Annotated in this window: 14 protein-coding genes; 13 read left to right on the top strand and 1 reads right to left on the bottom strand. The window is 38.4% G+C overall.

All coding sequences use genetic code 11. The features are described from left to right. Positions 1-31 precede the first annotated feature (31 nt). Positions 32-814: an IclR family transcriptional regulator gene (locus tag PR725_RS02295; RefSeq protein WP_226538021.1), complete on the bottom strand. Its 783-nt coding sequence runs from the start codon at positions 812-814 to the stop codon at positions 32-34. Between the two features lie 245 nt (positions 815-1059). Between PR725_RS02295 and PR725_RS02290 the strand changes: the two genes are divergently transcribed. From PR725_RS02290 to PR725_RS02230, 13 genes are all read left to right on the top strand, one after another. Then, the gene (locus PR725_RS02290; RefSeq protein WP_042851494.1) at positions 1060-2055 is read left to right on the top strand and encodes a 2-dehydro-3-deoxygalactonokinase; all 996 of its coding nucleotides are present in this window, start codon (positions 1060-1062) and stop codon (positions 2053-2055) included. A 33-nt stretch (positions 2056-2088) separates the two neighbouring features. Further along, the gene (locus tag PR725_RS02285) at positions 2089-2715 is read left to right on the top strand and encodes a 2-dehydro-3-deoxy-6-phosphogalactonate aldolase (RefSeq protein WP_272567393.1); all 627 of its coding nucleotides are present in this window, start codon (positions 2089-2091) and stop codon (positions 2713-2715) included. An 18-nt stretch (positions 2716-2733) separates the two neighbouring features. Next, positions 2734-4170 carry an N-acyl-D-amino-acid deacylase family protein gene (locus PR725_RS02280; RefSeq protein ID WP_272524006.1) on the top strand — a complete coding sequence of 479 codons (1437 nt, stop codon included), beginning with the start codon at positions 2734-2736 and terminating at the stop codon, positions 4168-4170. Positions 4171-4183: 13 nt separating this feature from the next. Next, positions 4184-4576 (top strand): RidA family protein, encoded by a 393-nt coding sequence (locus PR725_RS02275; protein WP_004259329.1) that lies wholly within the window; start codon positions 4184-4186, stop codon positions 4574-4576. Between the two features lie 24 nt (positions 4577-4600). Then, positions 4601-6052, top strand: coding sequence for a sodium:solute symporter family protein (locus PR725_RS02270; RefSeq protein ID WP_004907804.1), 1452 nt, complete (start codon positions 4601-4603; stop codon positions 6050-6052). A gap of 21 nt (positions 6053-6073) precedes the next feature. Then, positions 6074-7327, top strand: a complete 1254-nt coding sequence (locus PR725_RS02265; protein WP_272567389.1) for an amino acid deaminase — start codon at positions 6074-6076, stop codon at positions 7325-7327. Positions 7328-7570: 243 nt separating this feature from the next. Further along, positions 7571-8530, top strand: a complete 960-nt coding sequence (locus PR725_RS02260; RefSeq protein WP_272567387.1) for a D-2-hydroxyacid dehydrogenase — start codon at positions 7571-7573, stop codon at positions 8528-8530. 30 nt (positions 8531-8560) lie between these two features. After that, on the top strand, positions 8561-9370 hold the full coding sequence (locus PR725_RS02255) for a class I fructose-bisphosphate aldolase (RefSeq protein WP_196718271.1): 810 nt from the start codon (positions 8561-8563) through the stop codon (positions 9368-9370). Positions 9371-9406: 36 nt separating this feature from the next. Beyond that, entirely contained in the window at positions 9407-10447 is a 1041-nt protein-coding gene (locus PR725_RS02250; RefSeq protein ID WP_004907811.1) for a zinc-dependent dehydrogenase, read from the top strand. Positions 10448-10467: 20 nt separating this feature from the next. Beyond that, complete coding sequence (locus PR725_RS02245) at positions 10468-11970, top strand: xylulokinase (protein ID WP_109912745.1); 1503 nt, start codon at positions 10468-10470, stop codon at positions 11968-11970. 135 nt (positions 11971-12105) lie between these two features. Beyond that, positions 12106-13428, top strand: a complete 1323-nt coding sequence (locus PR725_RS02240; protein WP_272567382.1) for an MFS transporter — start codon at positions 12106-12108, stop codon at positions 13426-13428. 80 nt (positions 13429-13508) lie between these two features. Next, positions 13509-14654, top strand: a complete 1146-nt coding sequence (locus tag PR725_RS02235) for a glycerate kinase (RefSeq protein WP_004907817.1) — start codon at positions 13509-13511, stop codon at positions 14652-14654. A 175-nt stretch (positions 14655-14829) separates the two neighbouring features. Continuing rightward, positions 14830-15987: a sugar diacid recognition domain-containing protein gene (locus PR725_RS02230; protein ID WP_109912742.1), complete on the top strand. Its 1158-nt coding sequence runs from the start codon at positions 14830-14832 to the stop codon at positions 15985-15987. The last annotated feature ends 152 nt before the right edge of the window (positions 15988-16139 follow it).

The following is a 16139-nucleotide window of genomic DNA, read 5'->3' as shown; positions in this document are numbered from 1 at the left end:
CCCCATCTCATATGAGATGGGGTTTTTTGTTTTATTTAGTGCTGGTTGGCTCGATATAGCCAAGGCGGCGGGAAATCAGTAAGCAAACGTGGGCAAGTTCTTCATTAACACGGTCTATTTTGGAAACCATTCTGTGAGTCGGCCCAGCGACACTAATCGCGCCGATCACATTACCGGTATAATTAAATATCGGCCTAGCAACACAGGTGAGCCCTTCTTCATTTTCTTCATTATCTAAAGAAAAACCTTTTATACGAATATCGGCCAAAACTTCATACAGTTTCATGCGGTCGATAACTGTTTTTTCAGTGTATTTGGTTAACGGTTTATCCAGTACTGCATCAATTTCTTCTAACGGTTGGAAGGCTAATAAAGCTTTCCCTATACCAGTACAATAAGCGGGTAGTCGAGCACCCAGTTTTGCGGAAGTTTGAATGGATAGCGTTCCTTCACTTTTATAGAGATAGACCACATGGCCACTGTTATAAACCCCTAAAAAGCAAGTTTCAAACGTTGAACTCGACAACGTTTTTAAATAAGGGATTGAAACTTCGACTAAATTAACATTCATTAAGCCTTTAATGCCTAATTCGAGGCTTTTTAAGTCAAGGTTATAGCGTTCTGTAAGATGGTCTAAGCTGACATATTGGCGTTCTTTTAGTGTTTCTAATACGCGAAAAGCCGTGGTTTTTGGAATTTCCGTATTCTTGACCAATTCGGCCAAAGAAATTCCGTCAGAATGGTTACTAATCTCTTCAAGTATGGTCAGTACTCTGTCGATACTCGACGAGTTTGCTTGACTTTCTTTCGTCATCGTAGGCTCCTCACTCACGCTAAGCTCTTTCATTGTACTCATTATTTAAACGTCGTTCCATTTTTACCTCGATGCAATTTTTTTCTCTGAAAAAACATGCAGTACGTAATGTATTGATCTTCATTGAATTTGATTTTTTGATTGTGATCGCTGTCGTTATTCTTATAAAAACGGAACGACATTCCTATATTTTAATGTATGTTATTAAAAAAGGAACGACGTTCCGTTATTTTAAAGGGATAAACATGTTGATAGTGACCATTGATACAGGGACAACGAATACCCGAGTTAGAGCATGGAAAAATAACGCGGTTGTTCGTGAACAAAGTGTTGAAGTTGGTATTAGGGATTGTGCAAAAAATGGCGATAAAACGCTGTTAATTCAATCAATAAAAATAGTACTAGATAAGCTGTTGTTAGGAGTGAGTGCTGAAGAAAGAGAAAATTATCAGCTCGTTGCATCTGGCATGATTACATCCGAAATTGGGCTGTGTCACTTACCTCACCAAGTGACCCCGGTTTCAATGCAGCAACTTGCTAAAGCCACAATGCCTTGTGTTATCAAGGAGATCAGTGAAAAACCGATTATTTTTATACCAGGCGTTAAAAATAACGTGGCAAATATGACGTTTGATTCAATTGAAAGTATAGATGTAATGCGTGGTGAAGAAGTTGAAGTTTTTGGCATTCTAACACAGCAACCGGATCTTGGCCCTGCCTTAGTCATTTTGCCCGGCTCGCATTCTAAGTTTGTACGTCTTGATGAAAATAATAATGTGGTTGCATTGGCAACAACGATGGCAGGGGAAATCTTCGATACATTAACGCACCAGACTATCTTAGCCAGTTCTTTAGAACACCAATTTGTTCAATGTTTAGATAAAGAATATTTACGCAAAGGTGCTGAGCTTAGTCTGCAAGTAGGGATTGCGAGAAGTTGTTTTTCGGTGAGGCTACTAGACCTTTTCACGGAAGCGACACTTGACCAACGCTCAAGTTTTTTATTGGGAGCTATTTTGGCGTCAGATTTACTCGCAATAAAACATAGCCAAGCTCTTAATATTACTAGCGATATAAAAATTGTTATTAGTGGAAAACCTATTTTAGCGGATGCACTTAAAGAGTTAATTAAAAATGATAGTTACTTCACTGGGGAAATACACCTATTAGACGATAAAAAGGAACAGCCTTTTTCTGGATTGGGTGCAATTTCAATATTAAAAGAAACGCAATGCAAATAAATATTATTAATGGTTTTTTATTAGGTGATTGTTATGAATTCTAAAAATGAAATACCGCTTATTGCAATATTACGGGGAATAAAACCTGACGAAGTTTTAGAACATATCGCTATCCTTGCAGATGAAGGTTTTAATTATATAGAAATTCCTCTTAACTCTCCCGAGTGGGAAAAAAGTATTCCATTAGCGATTGAAAACTACGGCGATAAATTAAAAATCGGTGCCGGTACTGTGATCAATAAAAGCAATGTTGAAAAGTTGGCAATAATGAACGCTAAAATTATTGTCACACCTAACATTAACGTTTCTGTGATCACGACTGCTCTTGAAAATAAGATGGAAATATTTCCAGGTTGTGCAACAGCAACAGAAGCTTTTACCGCGATTGACGCTGGTGCTGTTAATTTAAAAATCTTTCCTACTGCGCCTTTTGGGGTTAATTATGTGAAATCGCTGATGTCAGTGATCCCAAAAAATATTGCCATTTATGCGGTAGGAGGTATCACGCCGAATAACTTGCATGAATACCTAAGTATTGGCTGCCATGGTGCAGGGTTGGGAAATGATCTTTATCGAATAGGCCAAACACCAGAGAAAACCAGAGAAAAAGCGAAAGCATTTATATCTGCATATATCGCATTTAAAAATCAAACTAATTAATCTTAAAGAGATATTCAAATGAAATACGATTATGTTTTTAAAAATGCCACTGTAATAGATGGTAGTGGTAAAATTGAGTTTGTCAGTGATATTGCCGTTAAAGATGAACGGATTATTAAAATATCAAAAAATATAAGTGAAGATGCTGAAAAAATAATTGATTGCTCAGGTTTAATTTTATCACCTGGATTTATTGATGTGCATACTCATGACGATTTAATTGTGATTGATAAGCCTGAATATATCGAAAAAACATCGCAAGGTGTAACGACAATTATTGTCGGTAATTGTGGTATCAGTGCAGCGTGTGCAACATTAAAGGACGAAGTTCCTGACCCAATTAATTTATTAGGTGAATTAAGCGAATTTCAATTTGCTGATTTAGCCAGTTATAAACAAAAAATTAATAATGTGAAGCCAACTGTTAATGTCGCGACATTAATAGGGCATACAACTTTAAGAAATAATTGTGTAACAGACTTATTAAAGCCCGCGACGCCAGACAATATCGCTCATATGAAGCAAGTATTGGCCTGTGCGTTAGATGAAGGGGCTTTAGGGCTAAGCACTGGTTTATCTTACGGTAACGCGATTAATTCTTCGACCGAAGAAATTTGTGAGTTGGCTGAATTATTAGCAGAGCATCAGGGAATTTATACCACTCATATGCGAACTGAATATGACGGTATCATTGATGCGATGCATGAAGCCTTCCATATTGGTCGTCATGCAAAAGTTCCTGTGCAAATTTCCCACCATAAGTGTGCTGGGGCAAAAAACTGGGGACGCACAAAAGAAACGCTGGCTCTCATTGAAAAATACCAAGTCATGCAGGATATCAATTGCGATTGTTATCCATATCGTGCGGGTTCATCAAACTTAGATATCACACAAGTTACTGAAGACTATGACATTCTAGTAACTTGGTCGACACCATTTCCTGAAGTCGCGGGTAAGACATTAAAAGAAATAGCCGCAATGTGGAGTAGCGATATTTTCCAAGTTGCAGAAAAAATTGTTCCTGCGGGAGCTATTTATTTCCAAATGCACGAAGACGATGTGCGTCGTGTGTTACAGCACCCAAGCAGTATGGTGGGTTCTGATGGCTTACCACGTGACCCTAATCCACATCCTCGTCTTTGGGGAACTTTCCCTCGAGTTATTAGCCACTATAGCCGTGATGAGCAGCTTTTCCCAATGACCACCGCGATTTACAAAATGACAGGCATGTCAGCACAACGTTTTTCTTTAAAGGATAGGGGCCTTATTCAAGAAAATTATTTCGCAGATATCGTTGTATTTGACCCTGAAAAAATTAATGAAACAGCCACATTCCAAGACCCAAAACAAAAAGCAGATGGCATTGAATATGTGTTTGTTAATGGTGTTCTGACCTATACCAAAAAAGAAATGACAGGGAATAGAGCAGGTAAATTCTTAGAAAGAAATAAATAAAAGAGAGATAAAAATGATTAAAAGATTCGGAATTGAAGGCTCAAAAGGTACTGGCGGGCAATCATTGCCTTTTGCTAAAGCCGTGTTAGCTGACGGATGGCTGTATGTTTCAGGGCAAACACCCATGATTGACGGGGAAGTGATTGATGGCGGAATTATCGCGCAATCTAAATTGGCTATCGAGAATTGTTTAAACATTATGAAAGATGCGGGATTTGCTACGCAAGATATTGTGCATATGAAAGTGGTATTAAGTGATGCGCGCTATTTCCAATCTTTTAATAAAGTATTTCAGCAATTCTTTGCAGATAACCCACCTGCGCGGGTGTGCTTTGTCGCTGACCTTGTCGTCGATTGTATGGTTGAAGTGGATATCACCTGCTTCAACAGCAAATTCAAATCTTAATTGCTAAGGCGATGAGAGGCTACTATGGAACATAATAATTTCTTAATGTGGTTTTTGTTATATGCATTTGTGATGATGTTTGTGGGTTGGTACGTCACAAGGCATCAAAAAACCGGTGAAGACTTCATTCTTGGGGGCAGAAAGCTCCCTATGCTACTCACTCTCGGTTCAACTGTCGGTACGATGGTGGGAACGGGCTCAAGTATTGGTGCAGTCAGTTTTGGTTATTCCAATGGTTGGGCGGGAATGTTGTATGGGATTGGTGGAGCGACGGGGATCTTACTAACGGCTTGGTTATTTGCGCCAGTAAGAAATTATCGCTTTATGACCATGAGTGAAGAGATCTGCTATTACACAGGCGGCAGCCGTTTAGTGAAAAACTTGGTTGCGTTATTAATATTTTTAGCATCGATAGGCTGGCTGGGCGCTCATATTCTTGGCGGCGGTTTATACCTAGCATGGGCGGCAGATATTGATATTACTGTTGCGAAGATCATTATCGCAGTTGGCTTTGTTTTTTACGTGGGGATTGGTGGCTATAAAGCGGTTTCATGGATTGATACACTGCAATCAATTGTTTTATTCCTCGGGTTTATCATTCTAGCGGTTGCTTCGGTAAGCTATGTTGGTGGTTGGGATGTTGTTGTTAAGAGTACAGACCCTGACGCCTTTACTTTATTCGGTATTGGTAAATTAGGCGTTTTACCTGCGATATCATTGGCTGTGGTCATTGGCATTGGTGTATTAGCGACACCGTCATATCGCCAACGTATTTATTCAGCAGCATCAACTAAAGCTATCCGCCAGTCCTTTATTATTACAGGGTTACTGTATATGGGGTTTTCGTTCCTACCTGCGATTATCGGGATGGCAACGCATGTGATGGAGCCGAATTTAGAAAACAGCAGCTTTGCTTTCTTATATGCAACTAATGCTTTACCGCACGTGTTAGCGATGGTGGTATTGATTGCAGGTATGTCTGCCAATATGTCATCAGGCAGCTCAGATGCTATCGCGGGTGTTTCTATTATCCTACGTGATATCTATACGATGGTAACAGGTAGGATGCCTCCACCTGAGAAAGCGATCAATTTATCTCGTATCTTCTTACTTGGCGTCATCTTGTTAGCACTTGTCTTTGCATTAACTTCGAATGACATTATCGGCTACATTACCAAAATGATATCAATGATTATGTCAGGCCTGTGTGTAACCGTGTTATTGGGTAAATTCTGGCATCGTTTTAACTGGCAAGGCTGTATTGCTGCATTGGTTGCGGGGAGTTCAACATCATTAACGATTATCTTGACGCCAGAGTGGTCTGCAAAATTAGGCAACCCAGTAATCCCTGCATTAGCCATCAGTTTGGTCTGCGCGGTTGTTGTGACATTGATAACACCAAAAAATAAACTCAGTCGTGAAGAAGTACTAGAAAATATTACTCACGAGAGAGAAAACACAGCCAAAAGCCAGTAACCAGCAAGTTGAGGGAAAAAAATGACGAAACTGAATGTGTTAGCAGGCGTAGGGCATAAATCAGCCACATTAAATCAGGAAGGTATTTCGGTAAACATTCTACATGAGGATGTGTGTTTGCCTGCGGTGGTAGTGAAGCGTAATGAGCTGGAAAATAATATTGCATGGATGCAGCATTATTCGAATGTGGCGAATGTTTCGTTGTCTCCACATGGTAAAACCACCATGACGCCTGCCATTTTTAAACGACAAATTGCTCAAGGTGCATGGGGGCTAAGTGTAGGAACAGCTTATCAAGCCAAGGTGGCAGTGGAGTCAGGTGTTCAGAATATCATTATTGCGAATCAAGTCGTGGGTAAAACCAATATTCGATTACTTGCAGAGTTAGTGCAATTAAATCAAGCCAATATTTATTGTTGTGTTGATAGCGTGATTCATGCAAAACAGCTGGCGGCTATTTTTTCATCGTTAGATTTAACCATAAATGTGCTGATTGAGTTAGGGGTTAATGGTGGACGCTGTGGATGTCGAAGTGAAGAAGAAGCCATCATATTGGCAAATGAGTTAACCAAACTCCCTTCTTTAATGATTGCTGGCATTGAATTCTATGAAGGCGTTATTCATAGTGATGATGCTCAAAAGGATATTGAAGAGATACAGCAATTTTTACAGCGAGTGTTAACCACCAGTCAAAAACTGGATAACTTAGGTGTATTTGCACGTTATTCAGGGGAGCTATTAATAACTGGGGCAGGTTCAGTTTGGTATGATCTGGTCAGTAAAAAAATGGCAGAGTTTCATCTTTCTAAACCTATTCGGTTTGTGATCCGCCCTGGATGTTATATTACACATGACCACGGTATTTATGATGAAGCTCAGAACGCATTGAAAGTTAGAGATAGTATGGCCTGCCAGTTAGATGGCGATTTGATGCCAGCGATGGAAATTGTGGCATTAATTCAGTCAGTACCTGAGAGGGGACGAGCGATTGTTAATTTTGGCAAAAGAGATGTCGCCTTTGATGCAGGTTTGCCTCAGCCTCTAATGCAATACCGAGAGGGGAAGCCAGTCTATTTTCAAACTAATAGTGCGAAAACAGTTGGTTTAATGGACCAACATGCCATTTTATCTTTTGATGAAAATTGTGATTTCCAAGTTGGTGATATACTGGTATTTGGGACATCTCATCCCTGTATTACATTTGATAAATGGAAAGTGATTTATCTTGTTGATGATAAATATGATGTTATAGAGGAAATGCCAACCTTTTTCTAATGTTGAGTTATTAACTCACTTTATTTTAAATCGGTCACTTGTTTTAAGTGGCCGATTTTTTATTCATCACATTCTTGTGATCGAATTCATAACAAATTGTGCATATGCACAATTATATTCAATTTTTTACATTGAAAACTAGTCATTCTTACAATGCCTTCCTGATAAGTGAATTATATAATTTTATTAAATCAAAAAGTCTAATTGATATTCATTTTGTTAGTTAATTGGGTGGTAATAAAAATGACAGTTAAAATCGTGTTTCTCGATCATGAAACTTTCCCCGAAGGAATAAATATTAAGAAAATAAATAAAGAATATAGTTTAGAACTGTATGGGAAAACATCGGAAGATGAAATTATTGAGCGAGTAAAAAATGCAGACATTATTATTACCAATAAAGTAAGAATAACTAAAAAAGTTATTGAAGCTGCAAAGAGACTTAAATTTATTTCTGTCGCTGCAACAGGAACGGATGTGATTGATATTGGTGCTTGCAATGAGCGTAATATATTAGTTTCTAATATCAGGACTTATGCAATAAATACAGTTCCTGAGCATACGTTTACCTTGATTTTAGCCTTACGTCGTAGCTTATTAGCCTATGCACAATCAGTACGAAATGGTCGCTGGCAAGAATCAGGTCAATTTTGTTATTTTGATTATAAAATTAATAACTTAGCTGGCTCGACGCTTGGTATTATTGGTGATGGTGTCTTAGGTAAGGCAGTTGCTGATATCGCAAAAGTTTTTGGTATGAAGGTGTTATTTTCCACATACAAGGGCACGAATAATATGGGCCCACTATATACACCTTTTGAAGATGTTATTGCGAAAAGCGATATTATTTCTATTCATTGTCCATTACTCAAATCCACCAAGGATTTAATTAGCTTTCCAGAATTCGAACAGATGAAACCGTCTTGTATTTTAATTAATACTGCACGAGGTGGGATCGTTAATGAAGAAGCATTATATGGCGCTCTAATAAATAATAAAATATTAGGTGCTGGGTTTGATGTTTGTATTTCAGAACCACCTGAAAAAGAAAGTTATATGATGAAATTAACCCAGTTATCAAATTTTATTCTTACTCCTCATATCTCATGGGCTAGTTTTGAAGCCATACAAACCTTATCAGACATGATGATGGACAATATCGAAGCCTTTTTATCTGGCCATCCTCAAAATTTAGTTAATTAATTCACTCATTGATTTAAAGAGGTCATCAATATGTTTTTAGGAAAAGAAATCCGTTTAAAAAGATTATTAAATAAAAAATCTAGCCGTCTTCTTGCAATTACCATGGATCATCCGATTACACGTGGTGTATTACCGGGAATTGGTGATATTAAATCCGTCATGAAACAGGTTGTTGCGGGTGCACCTGATGCTATTACGATGCATAAAGGTATTATTGAAAAAGTTTATCCTCCATATGTTGCTTCCGATGTTTCTATCATCATGAAAGCGACAAGTTACTCCATACCTTACCATGAAGCTTATGACACACCCGTTGCTGACGTTGAAGAAGCCATTCGTTTAGGAGCAGACGCAATTTCAGTCGGCTGTATTATGGGCGGGCCAGAACAGGCACAGCAATTGACATTTTTAGGCCAAGTATCGAAAGCCGCTGCTTCCGCAGGACTGCCTTTAGTCGCACACATTTATCCAAAAGGCCCAATGATTGAAGACAGTTTTGATGCGAAAAATCTCGCTTACTGTGTTCGCGCAGGCGCTGAGCTAGGTGTCGATATCATCAAAACACTCTGGTCTGGTTCCCCTGAGACATTTAAATCTGTCGTTGATAGTTGCCCAGCTATGGTTGCTTTAGCTGGTGGTGATATGGGGAGCGATCTTGTTAGCTTCCTAACAAATACACGTAAAGCATTAGATATTGGTGTTGGTGGTGTGACATACGGGCGCTTTGTATGGCAGCACGAAAACCCAACAGCAGTCATTAAGGCTCTGAATGCATTAATCAATGATGATTGTTCGGTTGACCAAGCTATCGCGGAATATAAGCAAGCGGGTGGCAAATAACCAACGGTCATAGCTGTCATGCATGGGGAGGAAAAAATGAAAGCAGCGGTATTGTATGCGCCTAATGAACTTAGAGTGGCAGACGTTAAATATCCACAAGTTGGTAAAGGCGATGTGGTTATTAAAGTCAAGGCAGCCGCGATTTGTGGAACTGACGGACGGATTATTTCCGGTAAAAAAACCAAAGGCGTGCGTTACCCTTCTGTAATAGGGCATGAATTTTCAGGGGAAATTGTCGAAGTCGGTGAAAATGTGACTGACCTAAACGTCGGGGACGCAATCGCTGTTGACCCTGTCGTGCCATGCCGTTCTTGTGTTTATTGTCGTATCGGTAAAGAAAATGTCTGTTTAAACCGCCAAGCAATCGGTTATGAATTTGATGGCGCTTTTGCGGAATATGTTCGAATACCAGAGGTTGCTTTGTCATCGGGTAATGTCTTTAAGATACCGAAAGGGATGTCTTTTGAAGCCGCAGCATTAGCTGAGCCGTTAGCTTGCTGTATCAATGGACAAAAAAATGTGGGTATTGAGCTTGGTGATACGGTGGTCATTATTGGTGCGGGGCCTATCGGGTTAATGCATGTGCAACTTGCGCGCTTCTCAGGTGCGACAAATATTGTTGTTAGTGAACTCAATGAACAACGCCAACAGGCTGCGTTAAATTGCGGTGCCACACGTGTCGTCAATAGCCAGCAAGAAAACTTACTGGATGTAGTAAAAGGCTTGACGGAAGGGGTGGGCGCAGATGTGGTGATTATTGCTATTGGCATTCCTGGATTAGTTAATCCCGCATTGGAACTCGCTAGAAAAGGAGGACGAGTTAACTTGTTTGCCGGCTTTTCAAAGGATGATATGGCGCAAATTGATGTCAATATTATTCACTACAACGAGCTTATTCTTACAGGAGCCAGTGCGTTAAGTCGAGAAGGCTACCAGCAAGCCTTGACACTGATTTCTTCGGGCTTAATTGATATCGAGAAATTAGTGACTCACCGATTTGCTTTAGATGAGATCAACGAGGCCATGGCAACCGCTCAAAAAGGTGACGCGATTAAAATTATTATACATAACAATTAAAAGCAGGCGTTGGAGGCAGCATGATGGACAGTGTCTATTTGGGAATTGATGCAGGTAGCAGTAGCGTGAAAGTTTGTGCATTTAATTTCCATGGAGAATTATTGGCAAAGGCTTCACGTGATACCAATATTATTTCCAAATCTCCCAAAAATCATGAAATTGACTTAAATGACTTTTGGAAAAAGACCGCAGATGCAGTTAAAGAAGTGACTTCTCAAGTAAAGAATATCGTATCTGTGAGTTTTTCTGTTGCTTGCCCAACGCTGGTTTTATTGGATAAACATCATAAGCCTGTTGCAAATGGGATTACTTATCTTGATGGGCGTTCCGAAGGTTTCATACAGCAAACACTCGGGGAAAATATAACGCATGTTCGGGCACTTTCTTGTAATAGTCCAAGTCCGTCTGCATGTTGGGTGGGAACGTTAGGATGGCTACAAGAACAACAGCCGGAATTAATGCAAAAAGTTCATAAGGTCGTTCTACTTAATAGCTTTTTATCTTTAAAGTTAGGAAGTCAAAAAGCCGCCATTGACCCGACCCAAGCCGCGTATTCTGGCGCAGTCGTTTTGTCTAAAGCACCTAAGTGGTCAAAAGAACTATTAAGGTATTGGAAGTTTAATCACGATATTTTACCGCCAATTTACCAGTGCACTTCTGTGGTTGGTAAGGTGAGTAAAGAAGCCGCTCAAGAAACGGGGTTGAAAGAAAATACGCCAATTATTTTAGGGTCGGCAGATACTGCTGCTGCTGCATTTGCCGTTGGGTTACTTGACCCTGAAACAGCTTTTGAATCAACAGGAACATCAGGAGTCATTACGTTTTGCTTAGAAGAGCCGAACTTTGATCCTCGTTTTATGAACCGATATCACATCGTTCCCAATCAATGGTTGGCCCATGGAGCGATGTCGACAACTGGGGGGACATTCAGTTGGCTAAACCAGGCGGTTTGGCCGGAAGTTAATGACCATGAACAGTTGGAGATATTTTCAAAATCATCAGTACCTGGTGCTAATGGCTTAATTTATCTGCCTTATTTAGCTGGAGAACGTAGTCCTATTTGGGATGTTAATGCATCGGGAGCATGGATAGGCTTACGGCTAAATCATACTCGCGATGATATGGTCAGGGCGGCATTTGAAGGTACAGCATATGGTTTAAAACAGATTTTGAATATTGCTAATGAAAAATGGGGAGTGATATTAGATGAATTACTCAGCGTAGGGGGAGGATCACGTAATACGTTATGGACTCAAATTAAAGCGGATATTCTTCAGGTTGAATATAATATTGCCCAAACAGCAGATGCAGCGGCTTTTGGCGCGGCAATGGTTGGTGCGACAGGAGCCGGTTTTTTCTGTGGCATTAATGACCCTGATTTACCGATTATAAAAACAGAAGATATCACATTCACACCAAATCAAGATAAAAAAACACAAGATACTTATAACAAGCAGTTTAATATTTACAATGGGCTGTATCCTTTATTAAAAGAAACAATGCATAGCTTGTCGAGTAAATAAAATTAGTTGAAGTAAGTTTAAATTAAATAACGTTCCTAAATGTTAATTTTAATGAATTAGCAGGGATCGTTTCATTCTTAAAAAAGCAGGTAATAAAACGTGTATTAAATAATAAACTGCTCTGGAGCGAAAATAATGATAAATTCAAATCCGATTAGGCCAAAGACGAATTATCGTTGGGTGGTATTAGCCCTGATTTTTATCGTCTATGCTGTAAATTATGCAGACAGAAGTAATATTGGTGCGGTTCTACCTTTTATTACTGATGAGTTTAAATTAACTAATTTAGAAGCGGGCTCTCTCGCGAGTATGTTTTTCCTCGGTTATGCTTTATGTCAAATACCCGCAGGCTTTTGGATGGCGAAACGTGGGATAAGAGGTATGGTGTCATTATCCATTCTCGGTTTTTCTGCCATGACTTGGTTTATTGGCTTAGCCCAATCTGCCTTTGCAATTAAGTGGTTGCGTCTTGGCCTAGGTATGGCCGAAGCACCAACTCCTGTCGGGCTAACGTCGACAATTAATAACTGGTTTCCAGCAAAAGAAAAAGCAACCGCCACTGGCGTTTATATTGCTTCAACGATGTTTGCTCCGATTATTGTTCCACCATTAGTTGTTTGGATTGCATTAACTTATGGATGGCGTTGGGTCTTTATTCTGTTCGCTATTCCCGGTATTTTTCTTGCAATTATTTGGTATTTATTTGTTAGAACAAAACCAGAGGAAAGTCGTTTTGTTTCGCAAAGTGAATTAGATTATATTCGTGCCGATAATTCAGAAATTGCAGAAAAGAAAATAGAAGGCAATATTGTTCTGAGTCCTAAATTTAATACGCTAGATAAATTTATTCGTGTTAAATCAGTCACTCCATTAAGTTCAGCTTTCCAAATATTTAAATCTAAAAATATTTGGTGTAATACTATTTCTTATTTCATGATGGTCAGTATTTTATATGGAATATTAACCTGGATACCTTCTTATCTGGTAAATGAAAAAGGCTTTTCATTTATGAAAATGGGCTTTGTTGCATCAATGCCATTTGTTGGTGGGTTTATCGGCTCGATTTTTGGTGGCTGGATCTCTGATAAAGTTTTTGGTCGTCGTCGCAAACCCACCATGCTTTTTACCGCAGTAGCGACGATTGCGATGATGTTAGTGATGTTGAATGTACCCGAAAGCACGAGCGCAGTTGCACTTGCCCTTTTCTCGGTTGGTTTGTTCTTGAATATTGGCTGGCCTGCATTTACTGCTTATCCAATGGGAGTCGCTGATAATAATAACTATCCAATTGCGATATCTGTTGTAAATAGTGGAGGAAACTTAGGTGGCTTCGTTTCACCTATGATGGCAGGGTTATTGTTAGATATGACCGGTAAGTTTGATGCTGTTTTCTCTTACTTTGGTATCTGTGCGGTGATTGGCTTAATTATGATCCTCTTACTCGATGAACCGAAATAATAAAAAGTCGTATCAGGTGGGCGAGTACCCACCTGAATTTTTAACTTATTGATAATAAAAATTTCTAAAGGATTATTTTTATGAAAATAGTCATTGCACCTGACTCATTTAAAGAGAGTTTATCTGCATTGAAAGTCGCAACGGTTATTGAAAACGGGTTCAAAGAGGTTTTTCCGCATGCAACTTATGTTAAGTGCCCTATTGCGGATGGTGGTGAGGGTACAGTTGTCACGATGGTTGAGGCTACCAATGGGGAAATCTATCATCTTGATGTTATTGGTCCTTTAGGTACGAGTGTTCAGGCATTCTATGGTTTATCTCAAAATAAACAGCAAGCATTTATTGAAATGGCTGCGGCAAGTGGGCTAGAGCTAGTCCCTATTGAATTAAGAAATCCATTACTAACGACATCATATGGCACAGGAGAGTTGATAAAGGCCTGCCTAGATACTGGGGTAAAGCAGATTATTATTGGTATAGGTGGAAGTGCAACCAATGATGGCGGAGCAGGAATGTTGCAAGCACTTGGGGCCAAATTATTAGATTCTCATGGGCAACAAATCAAATTAGGAGGGCAAGCACTTGCCGATTTAGCGAGTATTGATGTCAGCACAATGGACCCGAGGATAAAAGCGTGCCAATTTAGTATTGCTTGTGATGTTTCGAACCCATTAATAGGGAGAAATGGCGCATCTGTGATATTTGGCCCTCAAAAGGGGGCGACAAATGAACATGTTGAAATGTTAGACAAAAATTTAGAACATTTTGCAGATATCATTAAGCGAGATTTGCATGTTGAAGTTCATTATATTGCAGGAGCCGGTGCTGCAGGAGGAATGGGAGCAGCCTTACTTGCTTTTCTCAAAGCGGAACTCAAGCCTGGCTTCGATATTATTGCACAAACCTTGAACCTTGAATCACACATGGTAGGAGCAAATTTAGTTATTACAGGTGAAGGGCGGTTAGATAGCCAAAGTTTAAATGGCAAAGTGCCTTTTGGCGTTGCTCAGTTAGCGAGAAAACATAAAATACCCGTTATTGCCATTGTTGGAAGCCTTGGTGATGACCTCAGTCATTTACAACAATATGGTATTGATTCAGCGTTTAGTATTTTACATAAAATTAGTTCACTAAAAGAAGCTTTAAATAATGCTGAAAGTAATTTATTTAATTGTACTAAAAATATTGCGAATACGCTGAATATTAAAATAGATAATAAAAATTGAAATAATAGTTTTAAAATTTAGCTTTGTTTGCTGTATTTTAAATGAAATTTATTTTTCTTGATTTTTTCAAGGAATATTGAATACTGGAGTTAATTAAATTAAAAATAAACATTATTAAAATTTATGATTGGAAAGTTTGTTTCTATTTTACAGCACCAGTAAAAGAGGTTGAAATATGTATGATTATTGTCTTACCTCCAAATTAGCGCAAGAAATTGTTGATAGAACCATGAAAATTATTGATTGTAATATTAATGTTATGGATGAAACTGGATGTATTATAGGAAGTGGAGATAGTAATAGATTGGGTGAATTCCATGAAGGTGCATTACTCGCAATAAAGCAAAAGCGAACAGTTGTTATTGATGACGCCACTGCGAATCATTTACATGGGGTTAAACCAGGTGTTAATTTACCTCTTTATTTGAATAGTAAAATTATTGGTGTAATAGGATTAACCGGAGAGCCAACCCAAATTAAACAATTTGGGGAGCTGGTTTCCATGACGGCAGTAATGATGTTAGAGCAGGCAGAGATTTATAACCATTTGAATTTAAACGATCGTTTTAAAGAAGAAATTATTCTAGCGTATATTGAAAATGGAACCATTCCTGATAACATAACTGAATGGTCTAAAAAGCTTAATATTAATTTTTCTATTCCACGAGTCGCTATTATTATTGAAGTAGATAGCGGACAATTAGGTGTAAATAGTGCATTTAGTGAATTACAAGAAATTAAAAAATTAATAGAGTATAATAATCCTGATAACTTAGTCGCTATTCAATCTTTGACGGAAATTGTCTGCTTAACTCCTGCATTAAATAAGTTCAATCGCTGGGATATTGACACTGCAAAAAAGAAAATTTTAAAATTAGAATCGGATATTCTTAAATTATTTAAATTACAAGTGAAAATATCATTAGGTAATTTCTTTTTAGATCCTGCAGAGGAATCAATTAAAAAATCATATGAGACAGCTAAAATTACCATGCAAGTAGGGAAAGCTAAAAAACCCCAGTTAAAAATTTATTGTTACCAAGATATCATGCTACCGGTATTATTATACGGGTTAAATTTTAAATGGTCTTCAGAAGAACTATTAAAACCATTGAATACATTATTACATGAAGATTCTAATGGTGTATTGATTAAAACATTAACAGTCTGGTTTAAAAATAATTTATTATCTCGTGAAACAGCTAAAGAATTATTTATTCATAGAAATACATTAGATTATCGTTTAAAAAGAATATCTGAGATAACAAAATTAGATCTACTAACGATTGAAAGTAAGGTTCTATTGTATGTTGCTCTACAGCTGAAAAATTAATCCAATAACACTATTGATGATCATCTCTCATGGAGTAAGAGAAGAATATGTTAGCCTTGTTGGCAATCGCCTCAAACTCTGACGCCACGAAGTGGCAGTAAAATTTCTACTTCTTATCTTATATTTTGACTAGTTAGAGACTATCTGCCGAC

This window comes from Providencia sp. PROV255 (genome assembly GCF_028478065.1).
GTDB classification, from domain to species: Bacteria; Pseudomonadota; Gammaproteobacteria; order Enterobacterales; family Enterobacteriaceae; genus Providencia; species Providencia rettgeri.
The sequence above is the reverse complement of the archived record's forward strand: the minus strand, read 5'-3'. Positions and strand labels throughout refer to the sequence as shown.